At 71.0% G+C, this 17,746-nt stretch carries 19 protein-coding genes; 14 read left to right on the top strand and 5 right to left on the bottom strand.

Annotation, left to right across the window (positions count from 1 at the left end; genetic code table 11):
• Positions 1–9 precede the first annotated feature (9 nt).
• The 4 genes from leuC to ACH5AF_RS10595 all read left to right on the top strand — a co-directional run bounded on the left by leuC (position 10) and on the right by ACH5AF_RS10595 (position 3,163).
• Positions 10–1,440 carry a 3-isopropylmalate dehydratase large subunit gene (leuC, locus tag ACH5AF_RS10610; protein ID WP_398901182.1) on the top strand — a complete coding sequence of 477 codons (1,431 nt, stop codon included), beginning with the start codon at positions 10–12 and terminating at the stop codon, positions 1,438–1,440.
• A gap of 6 nt (positions 1,441–1,446) precedes the next feature.
• A complete protein-coding gene (leuD, locus tag ACH5AF_RS10605) occupies positions 1,447–2,040 on the top strand; it encodes a 3-isopropylmalate dehydratase small subunit (RefSeq protein ID WP_398901181.1) in 594 nt (197 codons plus the stop codon).
• A 104-nt stretch (positions 2,041–2,144) separates the two neighbouring features.
• Positions 2,145–2,372 (top strand): hypothetical protein, encoded by a 228-nt coding sequence (locus tag ACH5AF_RS10600; RefSeq protein WP_398901180.1) that lies wholly within the window; start codon positions 2,145–2,147, stop codon positions 2,370–2,372.
• A gap of 143 nt (positions 2,373–2,515) precedes the next feature.
• The gene (locus tag ACH5AF_RS10595) at positions 2,516–3,163 is read left to right on the top strand and encodes an HU family DNA-binding protein (RefSeq protein WP_398901179.1); all 648 of its coding nucleotides are present in this window, start codon (positions 2,516–2,518) and stop codon (positions 3,161–3,163) included.
• 93 nt (positions 3,164–3,256) lie between these two features.
• On the opposite strand, the gene ACH5AF_RS10590 is transcribed toward ACH5AF_RS10595, so the two are convergent.
• Positions 3,257–3,460: a hypothetical protein gene (locus ACH5AF_RS10590; protein WP_215177551.1), complete on the bottom strand. Its 204-nt coding sequence runs from the start codon at positions 3,458–3,460 to the stop codon at positions 3,257–3,259.
• A 331-nt stretch (positions 3,461–3,791) separates the two neighbouring features.
• Positions 3,792–4,469, bottom strand: a complete 678-nt coding sequence (gene cofC, locus ACH5AF_RS10585; protein ID WP_398901459.1) for a 2-phospho-L-lactate guanylyltransferase — start codon at positions 4,467–4,469, stop codon at positions 3,792–3,794.
• A 195-nt stretch (positions 4,470–4,664) separates the two neighbouring features.
• Between cofC and ACH5AF_RS10580 the strand changes: the two genes are divergently transcribed.
• From ACH5AF_RS10580 to ACH5AF_RS10570, 3 genes are read left to right on the top strand one after another with little or no spacing between them, the layout of a single operon-like run.
• Positions 4,665–5,417 carry a lysophospholipid acyltransferase family protein gene (locus ACH5AF_RS10580; RefSeq protein WP_398901178.1) on the top strand — a complete coding sequence of 251 codons (753 nt, stop codon included), beginning with the start codon at positions 4,665–4,667 and terminating at the stop codon, positions 5,415–5,417.
• On the top strand, positions 5,414–6,424 hold the full coding sequence (locus tag ACH5AF_RS10575) for an NAD(P)H-dependent glycerol-3-phosphate dehydrogenase (protein ID WP_398901177.1): 1,011 nt from the start codon (positions 5,414–5,416) through the stop codon (positions 6,422–6,424). The genes ACH5AF_RS10580 and ACH5AF_RS10575 overlap by 4 nt, the downstream gene beginning before the upstream one ends.
• Before the next feature lie 34 nt (positions 6,425–6,458).
• Positions 6,459–7,616, top strand: coding sequence for a D-alanine--D-alanine ligase family protein (locus ACH5AF_RS10570; RefSeq protein WP_398901176.1), 1,158 nt, complete (start codon positions 6,459–6,461; stop codon positions 7,614–7,616).
• 13 nt (positions 7,617–7,629) lie between these two features.
• On the opposite strand, the gene ACH5AF_RS10565 is transcribed toward ACH5AF_RS10570, so the two are convergent.
• The gene (locus ACH5AF_RS10565) at positions 7,630–8,100 is read right to left on the bottom strand and encodes a DUF3515 domain-containing protein (protein WP_398901175.1); all 471 of its coding nucleotides are present in this window, start codon (positions 8,098–8,100) and stop codon (positions 7,630–7,632) included.
• A 20-nt stretch (positions 8,101–8,120) separates the two neighbouring features.
• Positions 8,121–8,354, bottom strand: a complete 234-nt coding sequence (locus ACH5AF_RS10560) for an Lrp/AsnC family transcriptional regulator (protein ID WP_215177556.1) — start codon at positions 8,352–8,354, stop codon at positions 8,121–8,123.
• 284 nt (positions 8,355–8,638) lie between these two features.
• Here ACH5AF_RS10560 and ACH5AF_RS10555 point away from each other — a divergent pair, with 284 nt between their 5' ends.
• Both ACH5AF_RS10555 and thiD read left to right on the top strand, forming a co-directional pair.
• Entirely contained in the window at positions 8,639–9,625 is a 987-nt protein-coding gene (locus tag ACH5AF_RS10555) for a thiamine-phosphate kinase (RefSeq protein ID WP_215177558.1), read from the top strand.
• Positions 9,626–9,669: 44 nt separating this feature from the next.
• Positions 9,670–10,461 carry a bifunctional hydroxymethylpyrimidine kinase/phosphomethylpyrimidine kinase gene (gene thiD, locus ACH5AF_RS10550; protein WP_398901174.1) on the top strand — a complete coding sequence of 264 codons (792 nt, stop codon included), beginning with the start codon at positions 9,670–9,672 and terminating at the stop codon, positions 10,459–10,461.
• Positions 10,462–10,680: 219 nt separating this feature from the next.
• Here the strand turns inward: thiD and rpmB are convergent, their stop codons facing one another.
• On the bottom strand, positions 10,681–10,866 hold the full coding sequence (gene rpmB / locus ACH5AF_RS10545) for a 50S ribosomal protein L28 (RefSeq protein ID WP_003957616.1): 186 nt from the start codon (positions 10,864–10,866) through the stop codon (positions 10,681–10,683).
• A 266-nt stretch (positions 10,867–11,132) separates the two neighbouring features.
• Between rpmB and ACH5AF_RS10540 the strand changes: the two genes are divergently transcribed.
• From ACH5AF_RS10540 to ACH5AF_RS10520, 5 genes are all read left to right on the top strand, one after another.
• Positions 11,133–12,707: a DAK2 domain-containing protein gene (locus ACH5AF_RS10540; RefSeq protein ID WP_398901458.1), complete on the top strand. Its 1,575-nt coding sequence runs from the start codon at positions 11,133–11,135 to the stop codon at positions 12,705–12,707.
• 92 nt (positions 12,708–12,799) lie between these two features.
• On the top strand, positions 12,800–15,001 hold the full coding sequence (gene recG / locus ACH5AF_RS10535; protein ID WP_398901172.1) for an ATP-dependent DNA helicase RecG: 2,202 nt from the start codon (positions 12,800–12,802) through the stop codon (positions 14,999–15,001).
• A gap of 37 nt (positions 15,002–15,038) precedes the next feature.
• Positions 15,039–15,623, top strand: coding sequence for a 16S rRNA (guanine(966)-N(2))-methyltransferase RsmD (gene rsmD / locus ACH5AF_RS10530; protein ID WP_398901171.1), 585 nt, complete (start codon positions 15,039–15,041; stop codon positions 15,621–15,623).
• Positions 15,620–16,132, top strand: a complete 513-nt coding sequence (gene coaD / locus ACH5AF_RS10525; RefSeq protein WP_398901170.1) for a pantetheine-phosphate adenylyltransferase — start codon at positions 15,620–15,622, stop codon at positions 16,130–16,132. The genes rsmD and coaD overlap by 4 nt, the downstream gene beginning before the upstream one ends.
• A gap of 143 nt (positions 16,133–16,275) precedes the next feature.
• Entirely contained in the window at positions 16,276–17,397 is a 1,122-nt protein-coding gene (locus tag ACH5AF_RS10520) for an ATP synthase F0 subunit B (protein WP_398901169.1), read from the top strand.
• Positions 17,398–17,746: the final 349 nt, after the last annotated feature.

Genomic DNA, 17,746 nt, shown 5'->3' with positions numbered 1-17,746 from the left:
GGGAAAGCGATGGGTAGGACACTCGCGGAGAAGGTCTGGGACGACCATGTCGTCCGGCGCGCCGAGGGCGAGCCCGACCTCCTCTTCATCGATCTGCACCTGCTGCACGAGGTGACCAGCCCGCAGGCCTTCGACGGTCTGCGGAAGAACGGCCGCCAGGTGCGGCGGCTCGACCTCACCATCGCGACCGAGGACCACAACACCCCGACCCTCGACATCGACAAGCCGATCGCCGACCCGGTCTCCCGCGCACAGCTGGAGACCCTGCGCAAGAACTGTGCCGACTTCGGTGTGCGGCTGCACCCGCTGGGCGATGTCGAGCAGGGCGTCGTGCACGTCGTCGGCCCCCAGCTGGGTCTGACCCAGCCCGGCACCACGGTCGTCTGCGGCGACTCCCACACCTCCACCCACGGCGCCTTCGGCGCTCTGGCCTTCGGTATCGGCACCTCCCAGGTGGAGCACGTGCTGGCCACCCAGACGCTGCCGCTGGCCCGCCCGAAGACCATGGCCATCACCGTGGAGGGCGAGCTGCCCGACGGCGTGACCGCCAAGGACCTGATCCTCGCCATCATCGCCAAGATCGGCACGGGTGGCGGCCAGGGCTACATCCTCGAGTACCGCGGATCCGCCATCGAGAAGCTCTCGATGGAGGCCCGGATGACCATCTGCAACATGTCGATCGAGGCCGGCGCCCGCGCGGGCATGATCGCCCCGGACCGGACCACGTTCGACTACCTGCAGGGCCGTGATCACGCACCCAAGGGCGAGGACTGGGATGCCGCGGTCGCGTACTGGCAGACGCTGCGCACGGACGACGACGCCGTCTTCGACGCCGAGGTGTTCATCGACGCCGCCGAACTGGCACCGTTCGTCACCTGGGGCACCAACCCCGGCCAGGGCGCGCCCCTGTCGGCCCACGTCCCCGACCCGGCTTCGTACGAGGATGCTTCGGAGCGCCTGGCGGCCGAAAAGGCCCTGGAATACATGGGGTTGACCGCGGGACAGCCGCTGCGTGACATCAACGTCGACACCGTCTTCGTAGGCTCGTGCACCAACGGCCGTATCGAGGACCTGCGTGCGGCCGCCGGGATCATGGACGGACGCAAAGTCGCCGACGGCGTACGCATGCTGGTCGTCCCCGGTTCCGTCCGGGTCGCGCTGCAGGCCGTCGAGGAGGGCTTGGACAAGGTCTTCACCGCGGCGGGGGCCGAATGGCGCCACGCAGGCTGCTCGATGTGCCTGGGCATGAACCCCGACCAGCTGGCCCCGGGTGAGCGTTCCGCCTCCACCTCGAACCGCAACTTCGAGGGCAGGCAGGGCAAGGGCGGCCGTACGCACCTGGTCTCGCCGCAGGTCGCCGCCGCCACCGCGGTGCTCGGCCATCTGGCCTCCCCGGCCGACCTGTCCGATGCCGATGTCTCTACGCCCGCGGGGGTCTGAGGAACCATGGAAGCATTCACCACACACACCGGCCGGGCCGTTCCGCTGCGCCGCAGCAACGTCGACACCGACCAGATCATCCCCGCGCACTGGCTGAAGAAGGTCACCCGCGACGGCTTCGAGGACGGTCTGTTCGAGGCCTGGCGCAAGGACCCCGAGTTCGTGCTCAACCGCCCCGAGCGCCAAGGCGCCTCGGTGCTCGTCGCCGGCCCCGACTTCGGCACCGGCTCCTCGCGTGAGCACGCCGTATGGGCCCTGCAGAACTTCGGGTTCAAGACCGTCATCTCGTCCCGCTTCGCCGACATCTTCCGCGGTAACTCCCTCAAGAACGGCCTGCTGACCGTCGTTCTCGACCAGCAGACGGTCGACGCGCTCTGGGAGCTGACCGAGGCGGACCCGACCGTGGAGATCACGGTCGACCTGGAGCAGCGGAAGGTCATCGCGCCGGGAATCTCCGCCGACTTCGAGCTCGACGAGAACGCCCGCTGGCGACTGCTGAACGGTCTGGACGACATCAGCCTCACCCTTCAGAACGAAGCGGACATCGCGGCGTACGAGGCCGCCCGGCCGTCCTTCAAACCCCGTACGATTGACGCCTGAGCAGCGCTTTTCCCGTACTGCGCCCTCCACCTCCGGGTGGGGGGCGCAGTCGCATGTTGAGGCCCCGTCGGGCGACAACTCGCCCCAGATGGCACAATCGGTGCATGGAACGTGACAGCCAACTCGAGCTCTATGAGGCGGTCGCGGCCCGATTGAAGGAAGCGCACACAAGAGTGCGCGAACTGCAAGTCCCGGAGGGCGTAAGGATGGCGCTGTCCCGGAAGCTGCTGGTCGTCACGGCAGCGGCGAAGCACGATCTCCCGGACGCGGCAAGGCGTCTGGACCGGTTGATGAGGGACCTCGACGAGGGCCGATTCCCTGAAGGTGACTGACCTCAGAACTCCGCCGAGGTCGACTTCGTTGCGGCACTAGGGTGATTAGCCCGTTTCGTGTTTGATTTGCGGTATATATCTGCCTAACGTGCGAAAAAGCCTGGACGCAATCGTTCCGGCCAAATGTCTCCGAAGGGGAAGACGTGAACAAGGCGCAGCTCGTAGAAGCGATTGCCGACAAGCTCGGCGGCCGTCAGCAGGCCGCTGACGCTGTCGACGCGGTACTTGACGCGATCGTCCGCGCAACAGTCGCCGGAGACCGGGTGTCGGTCACCGGCTTCGGCTCGTTCGAGAAGGTCGACCGCCCCGCCCGTTACGCCCGCAACCCGCAGACGGGTGAGCGCGTGCGGGTCAAGAAGACGTCCGTGCCGCGGTTCCGTGCGGGCCAGGGCTTCAAGGACCTGGTCAGCGGCACGAAGAAGCTCCCCAAGGGAGGCGAGGTCTCCGTCAAGAAGGCCCCGAAGGGCAGCCTTTCCGGCGGGGCTCCGACCCGTACGACGGCCAAGGCCGCCGCCAAGAAGGCCACCGCCAAGAAGGCCACGGCGAAGAAGGCCCCCGCCAAGAAGGCCGCCCCCGCCAAGAAGGTCACGGCGAAGAAGGCGCCCGCGAAGAAGGCGCCCGCCAAGACGGCCGCGGCCGCCAAGAAGGCCGCGCCGGCGAAGACCACGGCCAAGAAGGCGGCGGCGAAGAAGACCGCCCCCGCCAAGAAGGCCACCGCGAAGAAGGCGCCGGCCAAGAAGGCGACGGCGCGCAAGACCACCGCCAAGAAGACCACTGCCCGCAAGAAGTAGGCGAAGAGCAAGCGGTACGAGGCCACAGGGCCACTCACGCGCCGGGCCGGTCTCCCTCTGGGAGACCGGCCCGCGGCGTGTGCGCGTCCGGCGTCAGAACGTGTACAGCGTCACGAGGGTGATGCGGCGCGCGTCGCCCTCGCCCTCGGTCTCGATCCGCACCCGCTGGCCGGAGCGCAGCAGCCGCAGGCCGCCCGCGTCGAAAGCGGCACGGTCGAACTCCACCGGGGTCCCGTCGTCGAGCAGCACACTTCCGCTGCGGGTCTCGGGGTCGTACGTGTACGAGGTCGCCTGCATGCGCCCAGCCTACGGGGCCGGGGCGGTGGCCTGCCGGGCGGATCAGGGCCGAAGCGCCCCAGGGTTGTTCGGCGGATCGAGGCCGGGGCGACGATGCACCCCCGGGCGTGGGGTCCCCGCCGCCGTAGCCCTTCGGCGCACGGGAGGGGCCCCACGCCGCGATGCCGAAATGCCCTGACAGCTCCGCCATCAGAGCACTCCGACGCCCTGCGATGCTTCCCCTCGGCCCTGGCGGCCCGGGCAGGCCCCTTCCCTCGGCCCCTGCGGGCCTGGGGAGACTCCATGCGCCGGAGGGGCCACGGCCTGTCCGGTCCGATCCGCCGGGCATCCCCTAGGGCCCTTCCGTATATCGCGCCCCCGGAGCCTCATGGAGGCTGTCCGGCGCGGGCGCGCCCGCTATCAGCCGCCGCGCCGTCCGCGGGCCCACCCCGAGCGCCAGCGCCGCCGACAGATCCGCCGCCGTATCCACGTCCTGGCGCACGGAATCCACCCCGCCGGCCATGATTTCCGCCGCCCCCGATGCCAAATGCCGACGGCGTGAAGGGCCGCCGAAAGCCGGGCGCAATTCCACGCCCGGCAGCGCGCTCAGCAATGTCGTACCGATTCCCGCGGCATCCGCGAGAAATGCCCGGGTAAATACCGAGGCCGCGCCGAGTACCCGCGCCAATTCCGCCGGCCGCAATGCCGGCAGATCCGCGTTGAGCGCGGCGACAGCCGCCGCCGGGCACCGTGCGCGCGCCGACCGCGCGCCATGCGCCAGCGCCGCGTTGAGACCCGCGGCAGGCGCGTCCGGCACGATCCGTGCCCCCAGCGCGGCCAGCGACGCCGCGGCCGCCGGGTCGTCCGTGACGACCACCACATCCCGTACCGCGGGGCAGCCCAGCGCGGCGGTGACGGTGTCCTGGGCGAAGGCGAGCGCGAGGCGCGGCCGCAGTACGTCGTCCGCGGCGCCCGCGAGCCTGCTCTTGGCGAGCGCGAGGGGCTTCAGCGGGACGATCAGGGACCACAGGAGGGTCGGTTTGGTGTCCGTGGCGGGCTCTCCGTCCGTGCGCGTCGGGGCCCCATTGTGGCTCGGGACGGCGTAGGGACCGAGGGCCGGGCGCGGCGGCGGGGGCGTACCGTGTCCTCGACAGACCAGGGGCCTGGGGCGACACTTGACCCCCAGCAGCCAGGCGACAGCCCGGTCGTAGAGGAAGGTGTCCGAGTGTCCCGCCGTAGAATCGGCTTCTGGTACCGCCTGGCGGCGGTCATCGCAAAGCCGCCGCTGTTGCTTCTGTTCAAGCGGGACTGGCGGGGAATGGAACACATTCCGGCCGAGGGCGGATTCATCACCGCCATCAATCACAACTCGTACCTGGACATGTTCTCCTACGGACACTTCCAGTACAACACCGGACGAGTGCCCCGCTTCCTGGCGAAGGCCGCGCTCTTCAAGGCGCCCGGTGTCGGCCTGATGCTGCGCGGCACCGGCCAGATCCCCGTTTTCCGCGAGTCCTCGAACGCCGTCGGTGCCTTCCGCGCCGCCGTCGAGGCCGTGGAGCGCGGCGAGTGCGTGGCCTTCTACCCCGAGGGCACCCTCACCCGGGATCCCGGCCAGTGGCCGATGACCGCGAAGACCGGAGTCGCCCGCGCCGCCCTGCAGACCAAGGCGCCGGTCATCCCGATCGCCCAGTGGGGCGCCAACTTGGCGATGCCGCCGTACGCCACGGAGAACAAGGTCCGCTTCTTCCCGCGCAAGACGCTGAAGGTGCTGGCCGGCCCGCCCGTCGACCTCGCCCGCTTCTACGGCCAGGACCCCACGCCCGACGTGCTCAAGGACGCGACCGAGGAGATCATGGCCGCGATCACCGCGCTCCTGGAGGAGATCCGCGGCGAGAAGGCACCCGAGAAACCGTACGATCTGCGCGAAGCGCGTGCCGAGCAGCGCCGCAAGGCCGCCGGGGAGGAAGTGAAGTGACCCAGCCCGTCAAGGCAGCCGTCTTCGGAACGGGCTCGTGGGGTACCGCGTTCGGCATGGTCCTCGCCGACGCGGGCTGCGACGTCACCCTCTGGGGCCGCCGCGCCGAACTCGCCGACGCCGTCAACACCACCCGCACCAACCCCGACTATCTGCCGGGCATCGAGCTCCCGGATAACCTGCGGGCCACCACCGACGCGGCGGAGGCCCTGCGAGGCGCCGACTTCACCGTGCTCGCGATCCCGTCCCAGACGCTGCGCCGCAATCTCGCCGCCTGGGCCCCGGAGCTGGCCCCGGACACCGTCCTCGTCTCGTTGATGAAGGGCATCGAACTCGGCACCGCGAAGCGGATGAGCGAGGTCATCGAGGAGGTGGCACAGGTGCCCGCCGACCGCGTCGCCGTGGTCACCGGCCCCAACCTGGCCAAGGAGATCGCCTCCCGCATGCCGGCCGCCGCCGTGGTCGCCTGCCGTGACGAGGCCGTGGCCCGGCGGCTGCAGTCCGCCTGCCACACGCCCTACTTCCGCCCGTACACCAACACCGACGTCGTCGGCTGCGAGCTCGGCGGTGCCGTGAAGAACGTCATCGGGCTCGCCGTCGGCATCGCCGACGGCATGGGACTCGGCGACAACGCCAAGGGATCACTCATCACGCGCGGGCTCGCCGAGACCACCCGCCTCGGCCTCGCCATGGGCGCCGACCCCCTCACCTTCTCCGGACTCGCGGGCCTCGGCGACCTCGTCGCCACCTGCTCGTCGCCCCTGTCGCGCAACCACACCTTCGGGACCAACCTCGGCCGCGGCATGACGCTCCAGGAGACGATCGCCGTCACCAAGCAGACCGCCGAAGGCGTCAAGTCCTGCGAGTCGGTGCTCGATCTGGCACGCCGGCACGGAGTCGACATGCCCATTACGGAAACGGTCGTCGGAATCGTCCACGAGGGGAAGCCGCCGGTGGTCGCGCTCAAGGAGCTGATGTCCCGCGCCGCCAAGCCCGAGCGGCGCTGACTCCGTTCGGACCAGCGGGTAGTCTCATCGCGATATGAGCACCGAGAACCTCCCCCAGAGCCCCGAGCAGCCGCTCCGCAAGCCGCGCGTAGCCGTCGTCTTCGGCGGCCGCAGCTCCGAACACGGGATCTCCGTGGTCACGGCCGGGGCCGTGCTGCGCGCCATCGACCGCACCAAGTACGACGTGCTGCCGATCGGCATCACCAGCGACGGCCGGTGGGCTCTGACCGCCGATGAGCCGGAGCGGATGGCGATCACCGATCGCCGTACGCCGAACGTCGATGAGCTGGCCGAGTCCGACGAGGGCGGCGTGGTGCTCTCCGTCGACCCCGGCAACCGCGAAGTCGTCTACAGCGAGCCGGGCTCCGTGCCCAAGGTGCTGGGCGAGGTCGACGTCGTCTTCCCGATGCTGCACGGCCCGTACGGCGAGGACGGCACGCTGCAGGGGCTGCTGGAGCTTTCCGGTATCCCCTACGTCGGCTCGGGCGTGCTCGCCTCGGCCGTCGGCCAGGACAAGGAGTACATGAAGCGCGTCTTCATCTCCTTCGGCCTGCCCGTCGGCCCCTACGAGGTGATCCGCCCGCGCGAGTGGGCCGCCGACCCCTCTGCCGCCCGCAAGAAGATCGTGGACTTCGCGGGGGAGCACGGCTGGCCGCTGTTCATCAAGCCCGCACGCGGCGGTTCGTCGATGGGCATCACCAAGGTCGACGGCCTCGCCGGACTCGACGACGCGATCGCCGAGGCGCAGCGCCACGACCCCAAGATCCTGGTGGAGTCGCTGCTGCGCGGGCGGGAGATCGAGTGCGGCGTGCTCGAGTTCGAGGACGGCCCGCGCGCCAGCGTGCCCGCCGAGATCCCGCCCGTCTCCGCGCACGACTTCTACGACTTCGAGGCCAAGTACATCGACTCGGCGGCCGGTCTCGTGCCCGCGCCGCTCACCGGCGAGCAGACGGCCGAGGTGCAGCGGCTCGCGGTCAAGGCGTTCGACGCCGCCTCCTGCGAGGGCCTGGTGCGCGCGGACTTCTTCCTCACCGAGGACGGCGAGTTCGTCATCAACGAGATCAACACCATGCCGGGCTTCACCCCGATCTCCATGTATCCGCGGATGTGGCAGGAGAGCGGCGTGTCCTACACCGAGCTGGTGGACCGCCTCATCCAGGCGGCACTGAACCGCTCCACCGGACTGCGCTAGTCCGCAGCCGGGATCACAGGGTGGCCGGGACCGTCTTCTCGACGGGCCCGGCCAGATCGGTGAGTGGGCTCGCGTCGTGCATGTACTGCTCGGCGAGCGCGACCTCGACATAGGTCTCGCGGTAGGTCGTGGTGAAGCGCGGACCGGTCTCCCGCTCCTCCAGCAGCCAGTTGACGCCGTTCACCTCGACCCCCTGCGCCTGGGGATCGGACATCCTGTCCGGCCGCGGCACGCCGCAGCGCAGTACGATCGCGGCATCGCCCCAGCCGGCGGTGAGTTCGGAGGCGGGCTCGGGATCGTTGCGTTCCTGCCCCGCGACCGACGGCGGCAGCGCTCGGTCGAGCGCACGGCACAGGGCGGCTTCCCCGGCCGGGGGGCTGGGAACCGCCGCCGCCGCCGATGCGTCGCTGGAGGAGCAGCCCGCGGCGGCCACCAGGAGCGCGGCGGCGGACAGGACGAGGGGCCGGCGGTCGAAAGACGTCACCGGCCAAGGGTAGACGGGGGCTACAGGTGGACGACCGGGCAGGTCAGGGTGCGGGTGATGCCGTCGACGCGCTGGATCTTGGCGACCACGATGCGGCCCAGCTCGTCGACCGTGTCGGCCTGCGCGCGCACGATGACGTCATAGGGGCCGGTCACATCCTCGGCCTGGATCACACCGGCGATCTTGCCGATGCTCTCGGCGACCGTCGACGCCTTGCCCACCTCGGTCTGGATGAGGATGTACGCCTGTACCACGGAACCTCCAGGGCGGCATCAGGATCATGTCCCCTACCGTCGGTGGGGAGATCCCAAGGAGAAGGGTCGCCACGGTATCGCGTCGTCGCGGACCGCGGGGAGACCCTCGCGGCTGACGGCGCCCGCAGCGTGGCGTACAGAGAACAGAAGTTGACGTATCTCTTGACGGTACCCACGGCAGTAACCGGTCGCGACCGCAGTTCACGGGCGCCCGACGCGGCGGCCGACGCACCAGACACATCGGATACATCGGATACATCGACAATGCGGAGAGGTGAACCTCGGTGAAGGGCACTGTGGGCGAGTTGGGGGAGTTCGGGCTCATCAGGGAGCTCACCTCCCGGCTCACCTCCACCCCCGCGGTACGGCTGGGGCCCGGCGACGACGCCGCCGTCGTGGCCGCACCCGACCGGCGGGTCGTGGCGAGCACGGACCTGCTGCTTGAGGGCCGGCACTTCCGCCGTGACTGGTCGACGGCGTACGACGTCGGGCGCAAGGCAGCCGCACAGAACCTGGCCGACATCGCGGCCATGGGCGCGGTCCCGACCGCTCTGCTCCTGGGCCTCGTCGTCCCCGCCGAACTCCCGGTCACCTGGGCCACCGAGCTGATGGACGGCATCCGGGACGAGTGCCAGGTCGCCGGCGCGGCCGTCGTCGGCGGCGACGTCGTACGCGGCGACGTGATCACCGTCGCGATCACCGCGCTCGGCGACCTGCGCAACCACGAGCCGGTGACCCGAGCGGGCGCGCAGCCCGGTGACGTCGTCGCCTACACCGGCTGGCTCGGCTGGTCCGCCGCCGGGCACGCCGTGCTCTCCCGCGGCTTCCGCTCGCCGCGCGCCTTCGTCGAGGCACACCGCCGGCCCGAGCCGCCGTACCACGCGGGTCCCGCGGCCGCCGGACTCGGCGCCACCGCCATGTGCGACGTCAGCGACGGACTCGTCGCCGACCTCGGGCACATCGCCGAGGCCAGCAAGGTCCGCATCGACCTGCGCTCCGGGCTGATCGACATCCCCTCGCAGATGAGCGACATCGGCCAGGCCGTCGGAGTGGACCCGCTGCAGTGGGTGCTGACCGGGGGAGAGGACCACGCGATCGTCGCGACATTCCCGCCGGACGTCAAACTGCCCGCCCGCTGGAAGGTGATCGGCGAGGTGCTCAATCCCTCCGCGCTGCCCCAGGTGACCGTCGACGGCGCACCGTGGACGAGCAAGGGCGGCTGGGACCACTTCGGGGACATCGAGGACGGCAAGCAGCCGGACGCCCCGTAGATCCGGCTGCCCGGTGCGTCCGGGCGCCCAGTAGATTCGGGGCCATGCCTCCGTCTCCTCCTCTCGTGCTCACCGTCGCCGGATCCGACTCCGGCGGCGGGGCGGGCATTCAGGCCGACCTCAAGACGATGCTGGCCCTCGGCGTCCACGGCATGAGCGTGCTGACCGCCGTCACGGCGCAGAACTCGACCGGTGTGCAGGGCGCGTGGGAGCTGCCCGTCGAGGCCGTAAGGGCCCAGTACCACAGCGTCGTCGACGACATCGGCGTCCATGCCGTGAAGACCGGCATGCTCGCGTCCGCCGAACTCGTGGAGACCGTCGCCGAACTGCTCGCCGCAACCGACGCACCCGTGGTCGTCGACCCGGTCGGCATCTCCAAGCACGGGGACTCGCTGCTGGCGGCCTCCGCGCTCGACTCCGTACGCACCAAGCTGCTGCCCAGGGCCACCGTGGCGACCCCCAACCTGGACGAGGTCGCCCAGCTCACCGGCATCGAGGTGCACGACGAGCCGGGCATGCGACGGGCGGCCGGCGCCGTGCTCGGATTCGGTCCCCGCTGGGCGCTGATCAAGGGCGGCCATCTGTCCGGCGACGCCGTCGACCTGCTGACCGACGGCAGCGAGGAGCACTGGCTGCGCGCCACCCGCCACGACAACCGGCACACGCACGGGACCGGCTGCACACTGGCGTCGGCCGTCGCGGCGGGACTCGCGATGGGGATGGCCGTGCCGGAGGCCGTACGCGAGGCCAAGGAGTACGTCACCGGTGCGATCGCGGCCGGCTTCGCCCTGGGCGCGGGGATCGGTCCGGTCGACCACGGCTGGCGCCTGCGGTGACGGGACACGGGCCGACGGGAACGGCGCGAGAGCGGCTGCGGAGACGCCCGCGGGAACGGCTTACGAAGACTGCTGCGGGAAAGGCTGCGGAGACGCCCGCGGGAACGGCTGCGAAGACCGCTGAGGGAACGGCCGCGGAAACGGCGAAAAGCCGGTCCACCGAGGTGGACCGGCTTTTCAAGGCAACCGCAGGGGCTGCGCTACGACGAAACGTCGCGATTAGCGCGAGACCTTGCCGGCCTTGATGCACGAGGTGCAGACGTTGAGCCGCTTCGGCGTCCGACCGACCACGGCACGCACACGCTGGATGTTCGGGTTCCAGCGACGGGACGTACGGCGGTGCGAGTGCGAAATGTTGTTGCCGAAGCCCGGCCCCTTGCCGCAGACGTCGCAGTTGGCAGCCACGGGTCACTCCAAAGACTTCAGATGCACTTACAGTGAAATCCGGCGTGCCGGAATCAGTGATCTGAAGTGGCCTGCCGGGGGAATGGCCCGATTCTCATCGGGCAACCGGAGCAGCATACAACGGCTGCGTCCGAGACACGAAACTACCATGTCTTCCCCTGCCCCCTCCCCCGTGCCTGGTGGGGGCCGGGGTCTACGCTGCGAGGCAGCCCGCCGTCCACGGCCCCGTACGGCCGACCGAGGAGGACCACCAGGTGCCGCAGACGATGGACGCCGAAGCGGTGCGCACCTGGTGCTCGCTGGCGCTGGAGGCCCTCGGCCGCGAGCGGGAGGAGATCGACGCGATCAACGTCTACCCCGTCGCGGACGGGGACACCGGCACGAACCTCTACCTGACGGCGGAGTCGGCCGCGCAGGCCGTCGAGGCCGTCTTCGCCGCCCACGAGACCGGCCGGTCCGCGCCCGCGCTCGCCGATGTGATGCGCGCGATGGCCCACGGCGCACTGATAGGCGCCCGCGGCAACTCCGGCACGATCCTCGCGCAGCTGCTGCGGGGCATGGCCGAGCGCATCGGCGCCGGCGGACACCTGGCCGGCGCGCTGCGACGGGCCGCCGAAATGGCCCGTGAGGCCGTCGCCCACCCCGTCGAGGGCACCATCCTCACCGTGGCGGACGCCGCCGCCGACGCCGCGGAGAGCGCACCGACCGACACCCTGCACGCGGCCTACGCCGGCGCGCGGGTCGCCCTCGACGCCACCCCGCACCAGCTGGCGGTCCTGGACCGGGCCGGGGTCGTCGACGCGGGCGGGCGGGGGCTGCTCGCGGTTCTCGGCGCTCTGGTGGAGGCCGTGTGCGGCGAGGCGCCGGTGGCCCCCGGTCCCTCGGCGGCCCGGCCGGCGCTCCAGGCGCGCGCCGCCGAGCCGTGCGACGGCGGCGGGCCCGCGTTCGAGGTGATCTACCTGCTGGAGGCGGACGACGAGGCCGTCGCCCGGCTGCGCACCCGGCTCGACGGGCTCGGCGACTCGCTCGTCGTCGTCGGCGGTGACGGCCTGTGGAACGTCCATGTCCACGTGGACGATGCGGGCGCCGCCGTGGAGGCGGGCGTCGAGGCGGGACGGCCGTACCGGATCCGTATCACCCACTTCGGCAGCGAGAGCGCCACGCCGCCGCGCGAGCAGGTGCAGCGGGCGGTCGTCGCCGTCGTGCCCGGCGAGGGCCTGCTCGCCCTGTGCGGCCAGGCTGGCGCGACGACCGTGCCTCTGCGACCGGGGGAGCCACCGGCCAGCGGTGAACTGGTCGACGCCATCCGCCGGGCGCACGCCCGCGAAGTCGTCCTGCTGCCCAACGACGCGTCCCTGCGCCACACCGCCGCGGCCGCGGCCGAACAGGCGCGTGCGGAAGGCGTACGGGTCGCGCTCATCCCGACCCGCTCGGCCGTCCAGGGCATCGCCGCGCTCGCCGTCCACGAACCGGACCGCCGGTTCGACGAGGACGTGGTCGCCATGTCGGCGGCCGCCGGCGCGACCCGGTACGCCGATTTCGCCGTCGCGGAACGGCAGTCGTGGACCTCGGCGGGCGTGTGCCAGGCCGGCGACGTCCTGGGCCTGATCGACGGCGATGTCGCCGTCATCGGCAGCGACCTCACCGACACGGCGCTGACCGTGCTGGACCGGATGCTCTCCTCGGGCGGCGAACTCGTCACCCTCGTCCTCGGCGACGACGTCCCCGAGAGCCTCGCAGCCCGGCTGGAAGCCCATGTGCGCGAGGGGTATCTGGCGGTGGACACCCTCACCTACGAGGGCGGCGGACGCGGGACGCCGCTGCTGATCGGCGTGGAGTAGGCGTACGCGTGATCGGCGTGGCGCAGGCCTACGCGCCCGAATGACGCGCGTTGTCCACAGGTGTGCGACGGCTGTCGGTGGTGTGGTGTGCAATGGATGGCGTGCCCGCGCTGGATGAACCTCTCAAGAACGCGCTCGGTGCCGCCACCGCGAAGGTGATGGCCGAGCACCTCGACCTGCACACCCTCGGCGACCTCCTCCACCACTACCCCCGGCGGTACGCGGAGCGCGGCGAGCTGACGTCGCTGGCGGAGCTGCCGCTGGACGAGCACGTCACGGTGGTGGCCCGCGTCGCGGACGCGCGCGTCCTGACCTTCAACCAGGGCCGTGGCAGGCGGCTGGAGGTGACCATCACCGACGGCAGCGGCCGGCTCCAGCTGGTCTTCTTCGGCAAGGGCGTCCACAAGCCGCACAAGGACCTGCTGCCGGGCACCCGCGCGATGTTCGCCGGCAAGGTCTCCATGTTCAACCGCAGGCTCCAGCTCGCCCACCCCGCGTACGAACTGCTGCGCGGCGAGGACGGCGAGGAGGCCGTGGGCAGCTGGGCCGGGGCGCTCATCCCGATCTACCCGGCCACCACCAAGCTGGAGTCCTGGAAGATCGCCAAGGCGGTCGACGCCGTCCTGCCCAGCGCGGGGGACGCGGTCGATCCGCTGCCGCCCGCGCTGCGCGAGGGTCGCGGGCTGACCGGCCACCCCGACGCCCTGCACAAGATCCACCGGCCGCGCACCAAGGCCGACATCGAGGTGGCCCGGCAGCGGCTGAAGTGGGACGAGGCGTTCGTCCTCCAGGTCGCCCTCGCCCGCCGGAGGTTCGCGGACACGCAGCTGCCCGCCGTCGCCCGCAGGCCGGTCCCCGGCGGGCTGCTCGACGCCTTCGACGCCAAGCTGCCCTTCACCCTCACCGAGGGGCAGCTCTCGGTCAGCAAGGAGATCTTCGACGACCTCGCGACCGAGCACCCCATGCACCGCCTCCTCCAGGGCGAAGTGGGCAGCGGCAAGACGATGGTGGCGCTCCGCGCCATGCTCGCCGTCGTGGACGCGGGCGGCCAGGCCGCCATGCTCGCGCCCACCGAGGTCCTGGCCCAGCAGCACCACCGCTCCATCGTCGAGATGATGGGCGACCTGGCGGAGGGCGGCCTGCTCGGCGGCGCCGAGCAGGGCACCAAGGTCGTGCTGCTGACCGGGTCCATGGGGGCCGCGGCCCGCCGTCAGGCGCTGCTCGACCTGGTGACGGGCGAGGCGGGCATCGTGATCGGCACGCACGCGCTGATCGAGGACAAGGTGCAGTTCCACGACCTCGGTCTGGTCGTCGTCGACGAGCAGCACCGCTTCGGCGTGGAGCAGCGCGACGCCCTGCGTTCCAAGGCGCACTCCCGAGGGGAGAGGAGATCGCCCCATCTGCTGGTCATGACCGCCACCCCCATTCCCCGTACGGTCGCGATGACGGTCTTCGGTGACCTGGAGACCTCCGTGCTCGACCAGTTGCCGGCCGGGCGCTCGCCGATCGCCAGCCATGTCGTCCCGGCCGCCGACAAGCCGCATTTCCTGGCGCGCGCCTGGGAGCGGGTGCGCGAGGAGGTCGAAGGCGGTCACCAGGCGTATGTCGTGTGTCCCCGCATCGGTGACGACGAGGACGAGAAGGCGAAGAAGAAGTCGACCGAGGACGAGGCGGCGAAGCGACCGCCCCTCGCCGTCCTGGAGGTCGCCGAGCAGCTCACGCGCGGCCCCCTCGCTGGACTGCGTCTCGAGATCCTGCACGGGCGGATGCAGCCCGACGACAAGGACGACGTGATGCGCCGCTTCGCCGCCGGCGACGTGGACGTCCTGGTCGCCACCACGGTCATCGAGGTCGGTGTGAACGTGCCCAACGCGACCGCCATGGTGATCATGGACGCCGACCGTTTCGGTGTCTCCCAGCTCCACCAGCTGCGCGGCCGCGTGGGCCGCGGCTCGGCACCCGGACTGTGCCTGCTGGTCACCGAGATGCCCGAGGCCAGCCCGGCCCGCGCCCGCCTCGGCGCCGTCGCCGCCACGCTGGACGGCTTCGAGCTCTCCCGGATCGACCTGGAGCAGCGCCGCGAGGGCGATGTGCTCGGCCAGGCCCAGTCCGGGGTGCGCTCCTCGCTGCGGATGCTCGCCGTCATCGACGACGAGGAGATCATCGCGGCCGCCCGCGAGGAGGCTGTGGCCGTGGTCCAGGGCGACCCGGAGCTGGAGCACCTGCCCGAGCTGCGGACCGCCCTGGACGCCCTGCTGGACAAGGAGCGGGAGCAGTACCTCGACAAGGGCTGAGAGACTTGGGACGTCAGCCCGCACAGAGAGGCCCGAGATGACCCGCGTGATCGCCGGCGCGGCCGGCGGACGCCGCCTCGCCGTACCGCCCGGCACCGGCACCCGCCCCACCTCCGACCGTGCCCGGGAGGGGCTCTTCTCCAGCTGGGAGTCCCAGCTCGGCACCCTCGCGGGCATCCGCATCGCCGACCTGTACGCGGGCTCCGGCGCCGTCGGGCTGGAGGCCCTGTCCCGCGGCGCTGCCCACGCCCTGCTGGTGGAGGCCGACGCCCGCGCCGCACGCACCGTCCGGGAGAACGTCCGCGCACTGGGACTGCCGGGGGCCGAGGTCCGCACCGGCAAGGCCGAACAGATCGTCACGGGCCCGCCCCCCGAGCACCGCTACGACGTGGTCTTTCTCGACCCTCCGTATGCCGTCACCGACGACGATCTTCGCGAGATTCTGCTCACACTCCGCCGCGGGGGCTGGCTAGCCGACGATGCTCTCGCCACCGTGGAGCGCAGCACCAGAGGCGGAGAATTCATGTGGCCCAAGGGTTTTGAGCCGTTGCGGGCCCGTCGCTACGGCGAAGGGACGCTTTGGTACGGTCGCGCCGCCTCTACGTGCGAAGACGCACCATGACCGGACCGGAGAGCGAGGGACTTCAGTTGCGCCGCGCAGTCTGTCCGGGGTCGTTCGACCCCATCACCAATGGACACCTCGACATCATCGCCCGCGCCTCCAAGCTGTACGACGTCGTACATGTCGCGGTGATGATCAATCAGTCCAAGAAGGGACTGTTCACGGTCGAGGAGCGGATCGATCTGATCCGCCAGGTAACCAGCGAGTACGGGAACGTCGTGGTGGAGTCTCACCACGGTCTCCTCGTCGACTTCTGCAAGGAGCGCGACATCCCCGCGATCGTCAAGGGGCTGCGTGCCGTCAGCGACTTCGACTACGAACTGCAGATGGCCCAGATGAACAACGGCCTGACGGGTGTGGAGACCCTGTTCGTTCCCACCAACCCGACCTACAGCTTCCTCTCCTCCAGTCTGGTCAAGGAGGTCGCGGCCTGGGGCGGCGACGTCTCCCACCTCCTGCCCGAACCGGTCCACCGCGCCTTGGTCGAGCGCCTCGCGCACAAGGACTGACTCCGTCAGGACCGCACGTTCCCTGACGGTACGTCATCCGGTGTCGAGCAGGCGCCGACTGGCCTTACAGTCGTCCCGTCCGTCTCCGCCGCACTGCCCGGGGGCCGACCCCGGAACCCCGGCAAGAAGATTGGCGAAGCACAGTGGATGTGCAGCAGAAGCTCGACGAGATCGTCGAAGCGGTCACGAGCGCCCGGTCCATGCCCATGTCGGCTTCCTGCGTGATCAACAGGGCCGAGCTGCTCGCCCTCCTCGAAGAGGTCCGCGAGGCGCTGCCCGGCTCGCTCGCCCAGGCCCAGGAGCTGATCGGCGGCCGTGAACAGCTCGTCGAGCAGGCCCGCAAGGAGGCCGAGCGGATCATCGAGTCCGCCCACGCGGAGCGCGGTTCGCTGATCTCCGACACCCAAGTCGCGCGCGAGTCCCAGGAGCGGGCCGACCGGATCCTCGCCGAGGCCCGCCGGGAGGCCGAGGAGATCCGCGCCGAGGCCGACGACTACGTCGACTCCAAGCTCGCCAATTTCGAGGTCGTCCTCAACAAGACCATCGGCTCCGTCGACCGCGGACGCGAGAAGCTGCTCGGCCGCGGCCCCGGCCTCGACGAGCAGGGTTTCGCCGACGAGGACGCCCCCGAGCACAGCAGTGATCCACAGACGCTCATCCAGCGCGCCGACGAGTACGTCGACGCCAAGCTGGGCGCCTTCGAGGCCGTGCTCTCCAAGACCCTCGCCGCGGTCGGCCGCGGCCGGCAGAAGCTGCACGGCCGGATCGCCAGCGATGATCTCGGTGCCCACATGGCGGCCCAGGACGCCGCGGGCGGCGGTCACCAGCACACGAGCGACGCCGACTACCTGGCGGGCCTGGCCGAGCTGGCCGACCCGGCCCCGGAGCGCGAGCCGCAGCAGTCGTACGCCTCGTACCAGGCGCAGCCGCAGGTGCGGGCCGAGCCGCAGATCCCGGCCCAGCAGGCCCCGTACGACTACCAGGAACAGCAGACGTACGCCGCCGGCGGCGCGGGCGACGGCTTCGCCGGAGGCTACGGGGCCGGACAGCCCGACCCGTATGCCGCCTACCAGGACCAGGGCTGGGATCAGCAGCAGTACGGACAGCAGGACCCGTACGCCTACCAGCCGCCCCAGCCGCCCCAGCCGCCCGAGCCGCAGCACCAGCCGCACGCCCAGCAGGGTGCCGCGCTGGACGAGACCAGCCTCTTCGACACGAGCATGATCGACATGGAGCAGCTGCGCCGGTACGAACAGGGCCGCTAGGCCCGCAACGTCTCGCCCGGTCCGCGACTCCTGCTGCCCGACGGCCTGCGGCGGGGGAGGGACCCCAACCCGTAGCCCTGCCCGGGCGCGGAAGGGCCCCCACGCCGTGTCGGTCGAAGGCCCGACCAGCTCCGCCACGAGGGTTTCCGGCCGCCTGGCGGTCTCCCCTTGGCCCTTCGGGCATGGGTGGGACGCCCGCACCGGACGCCGTGGGCCCCACCCTGTGGCCGCAGGACGGCACTGTGCGGACACTCCCTCGCTCTCCAGGGCCGCCGACCGGCCCGGATTGGGTCTACGGCGGCCGTTCCAGTATCCTGGCTCTTCGGTCGCGCGTAGTTCCGCGATCCCG

Origin of the sequence: Streptomyces sp. NPDC018833 (assembly GCF_044390825.1) — a bacterium.
Lineage (GTDB): Bacteria > Actinomycetota > Actinomycetes > Streptomycetales > Streptomycetaceae > Streptomyces.
This window is presented reverse-complemented; position numbering and strand designations above follow the sequence as displayed.

Coding starts and splice junctions, on each gene's coding strand:
- thiD (WP_398901174.1), top strand. CDS start 9,670: ATGCCTCCGTCTCCTCCTCTCGTGCTCACCGTCGCCGGATCCGACTCC.
- ACH5AF_RS10590 (WP_215177551.1), bottom strand. CDS start 3,460: ATGCAGGCGACCTCGTACACGTACGACCCCGAGACCCGCAGCGGAAGT.
- ACH5AF_RS10570 (WP_398901176.1), top strand. CDS start 6,459: ATGAGCACCGAGAACCTCCCCCAGAGCCCCGAGCAGCCGCTCCGCAAG.
- ACH5AF_RS10600 (WP_398901180.1), top strand. CDS start 2,145: ATGGAACGTGACAGCCAACTCGAGCTCTATGAGGCGGTCGCGGCCCGA.
- ACH5AF_RS10540 (WP_398901458.1), top strand. CDS start 11,133: ATGGACGCCGAAGCGGTGCGCACCTGGTGCTCGCTGGCGCTGGAGGCC.
- leuC (WP_398901182.1), top strand. CDS start 10: ATGGGTAGGACACTCGCGGAGAAGGTCTGGGACGACCATGTCGTCCGG.
- rsmD (WP_398901171.1), top strand. CDS start 15,039: ATGACCCGCGTGATCGCCGGCGCGGCCGGCGGACGCCGCCTCGCCGTA.
- coaD (WP_398901170.1), top strand. CDS start 15,620: ATGACCGGACCGGAGAGCGAGGGACTTCAGTTGCGCCGCGCAGTCTGT.
- leuD (WP_398901181.1), top strand. CDS start 1,447: ATGGAAGCATTCACCACACACACCGGCCGGGCCGTTCCGCTGCGCCGC.
- recG (WP_398901172.1), top strand. CDS start 12,800: ATGGATGGCGTGCCCGCGCTGGATGAACCTCTCAAGAACGCGCTCGGT.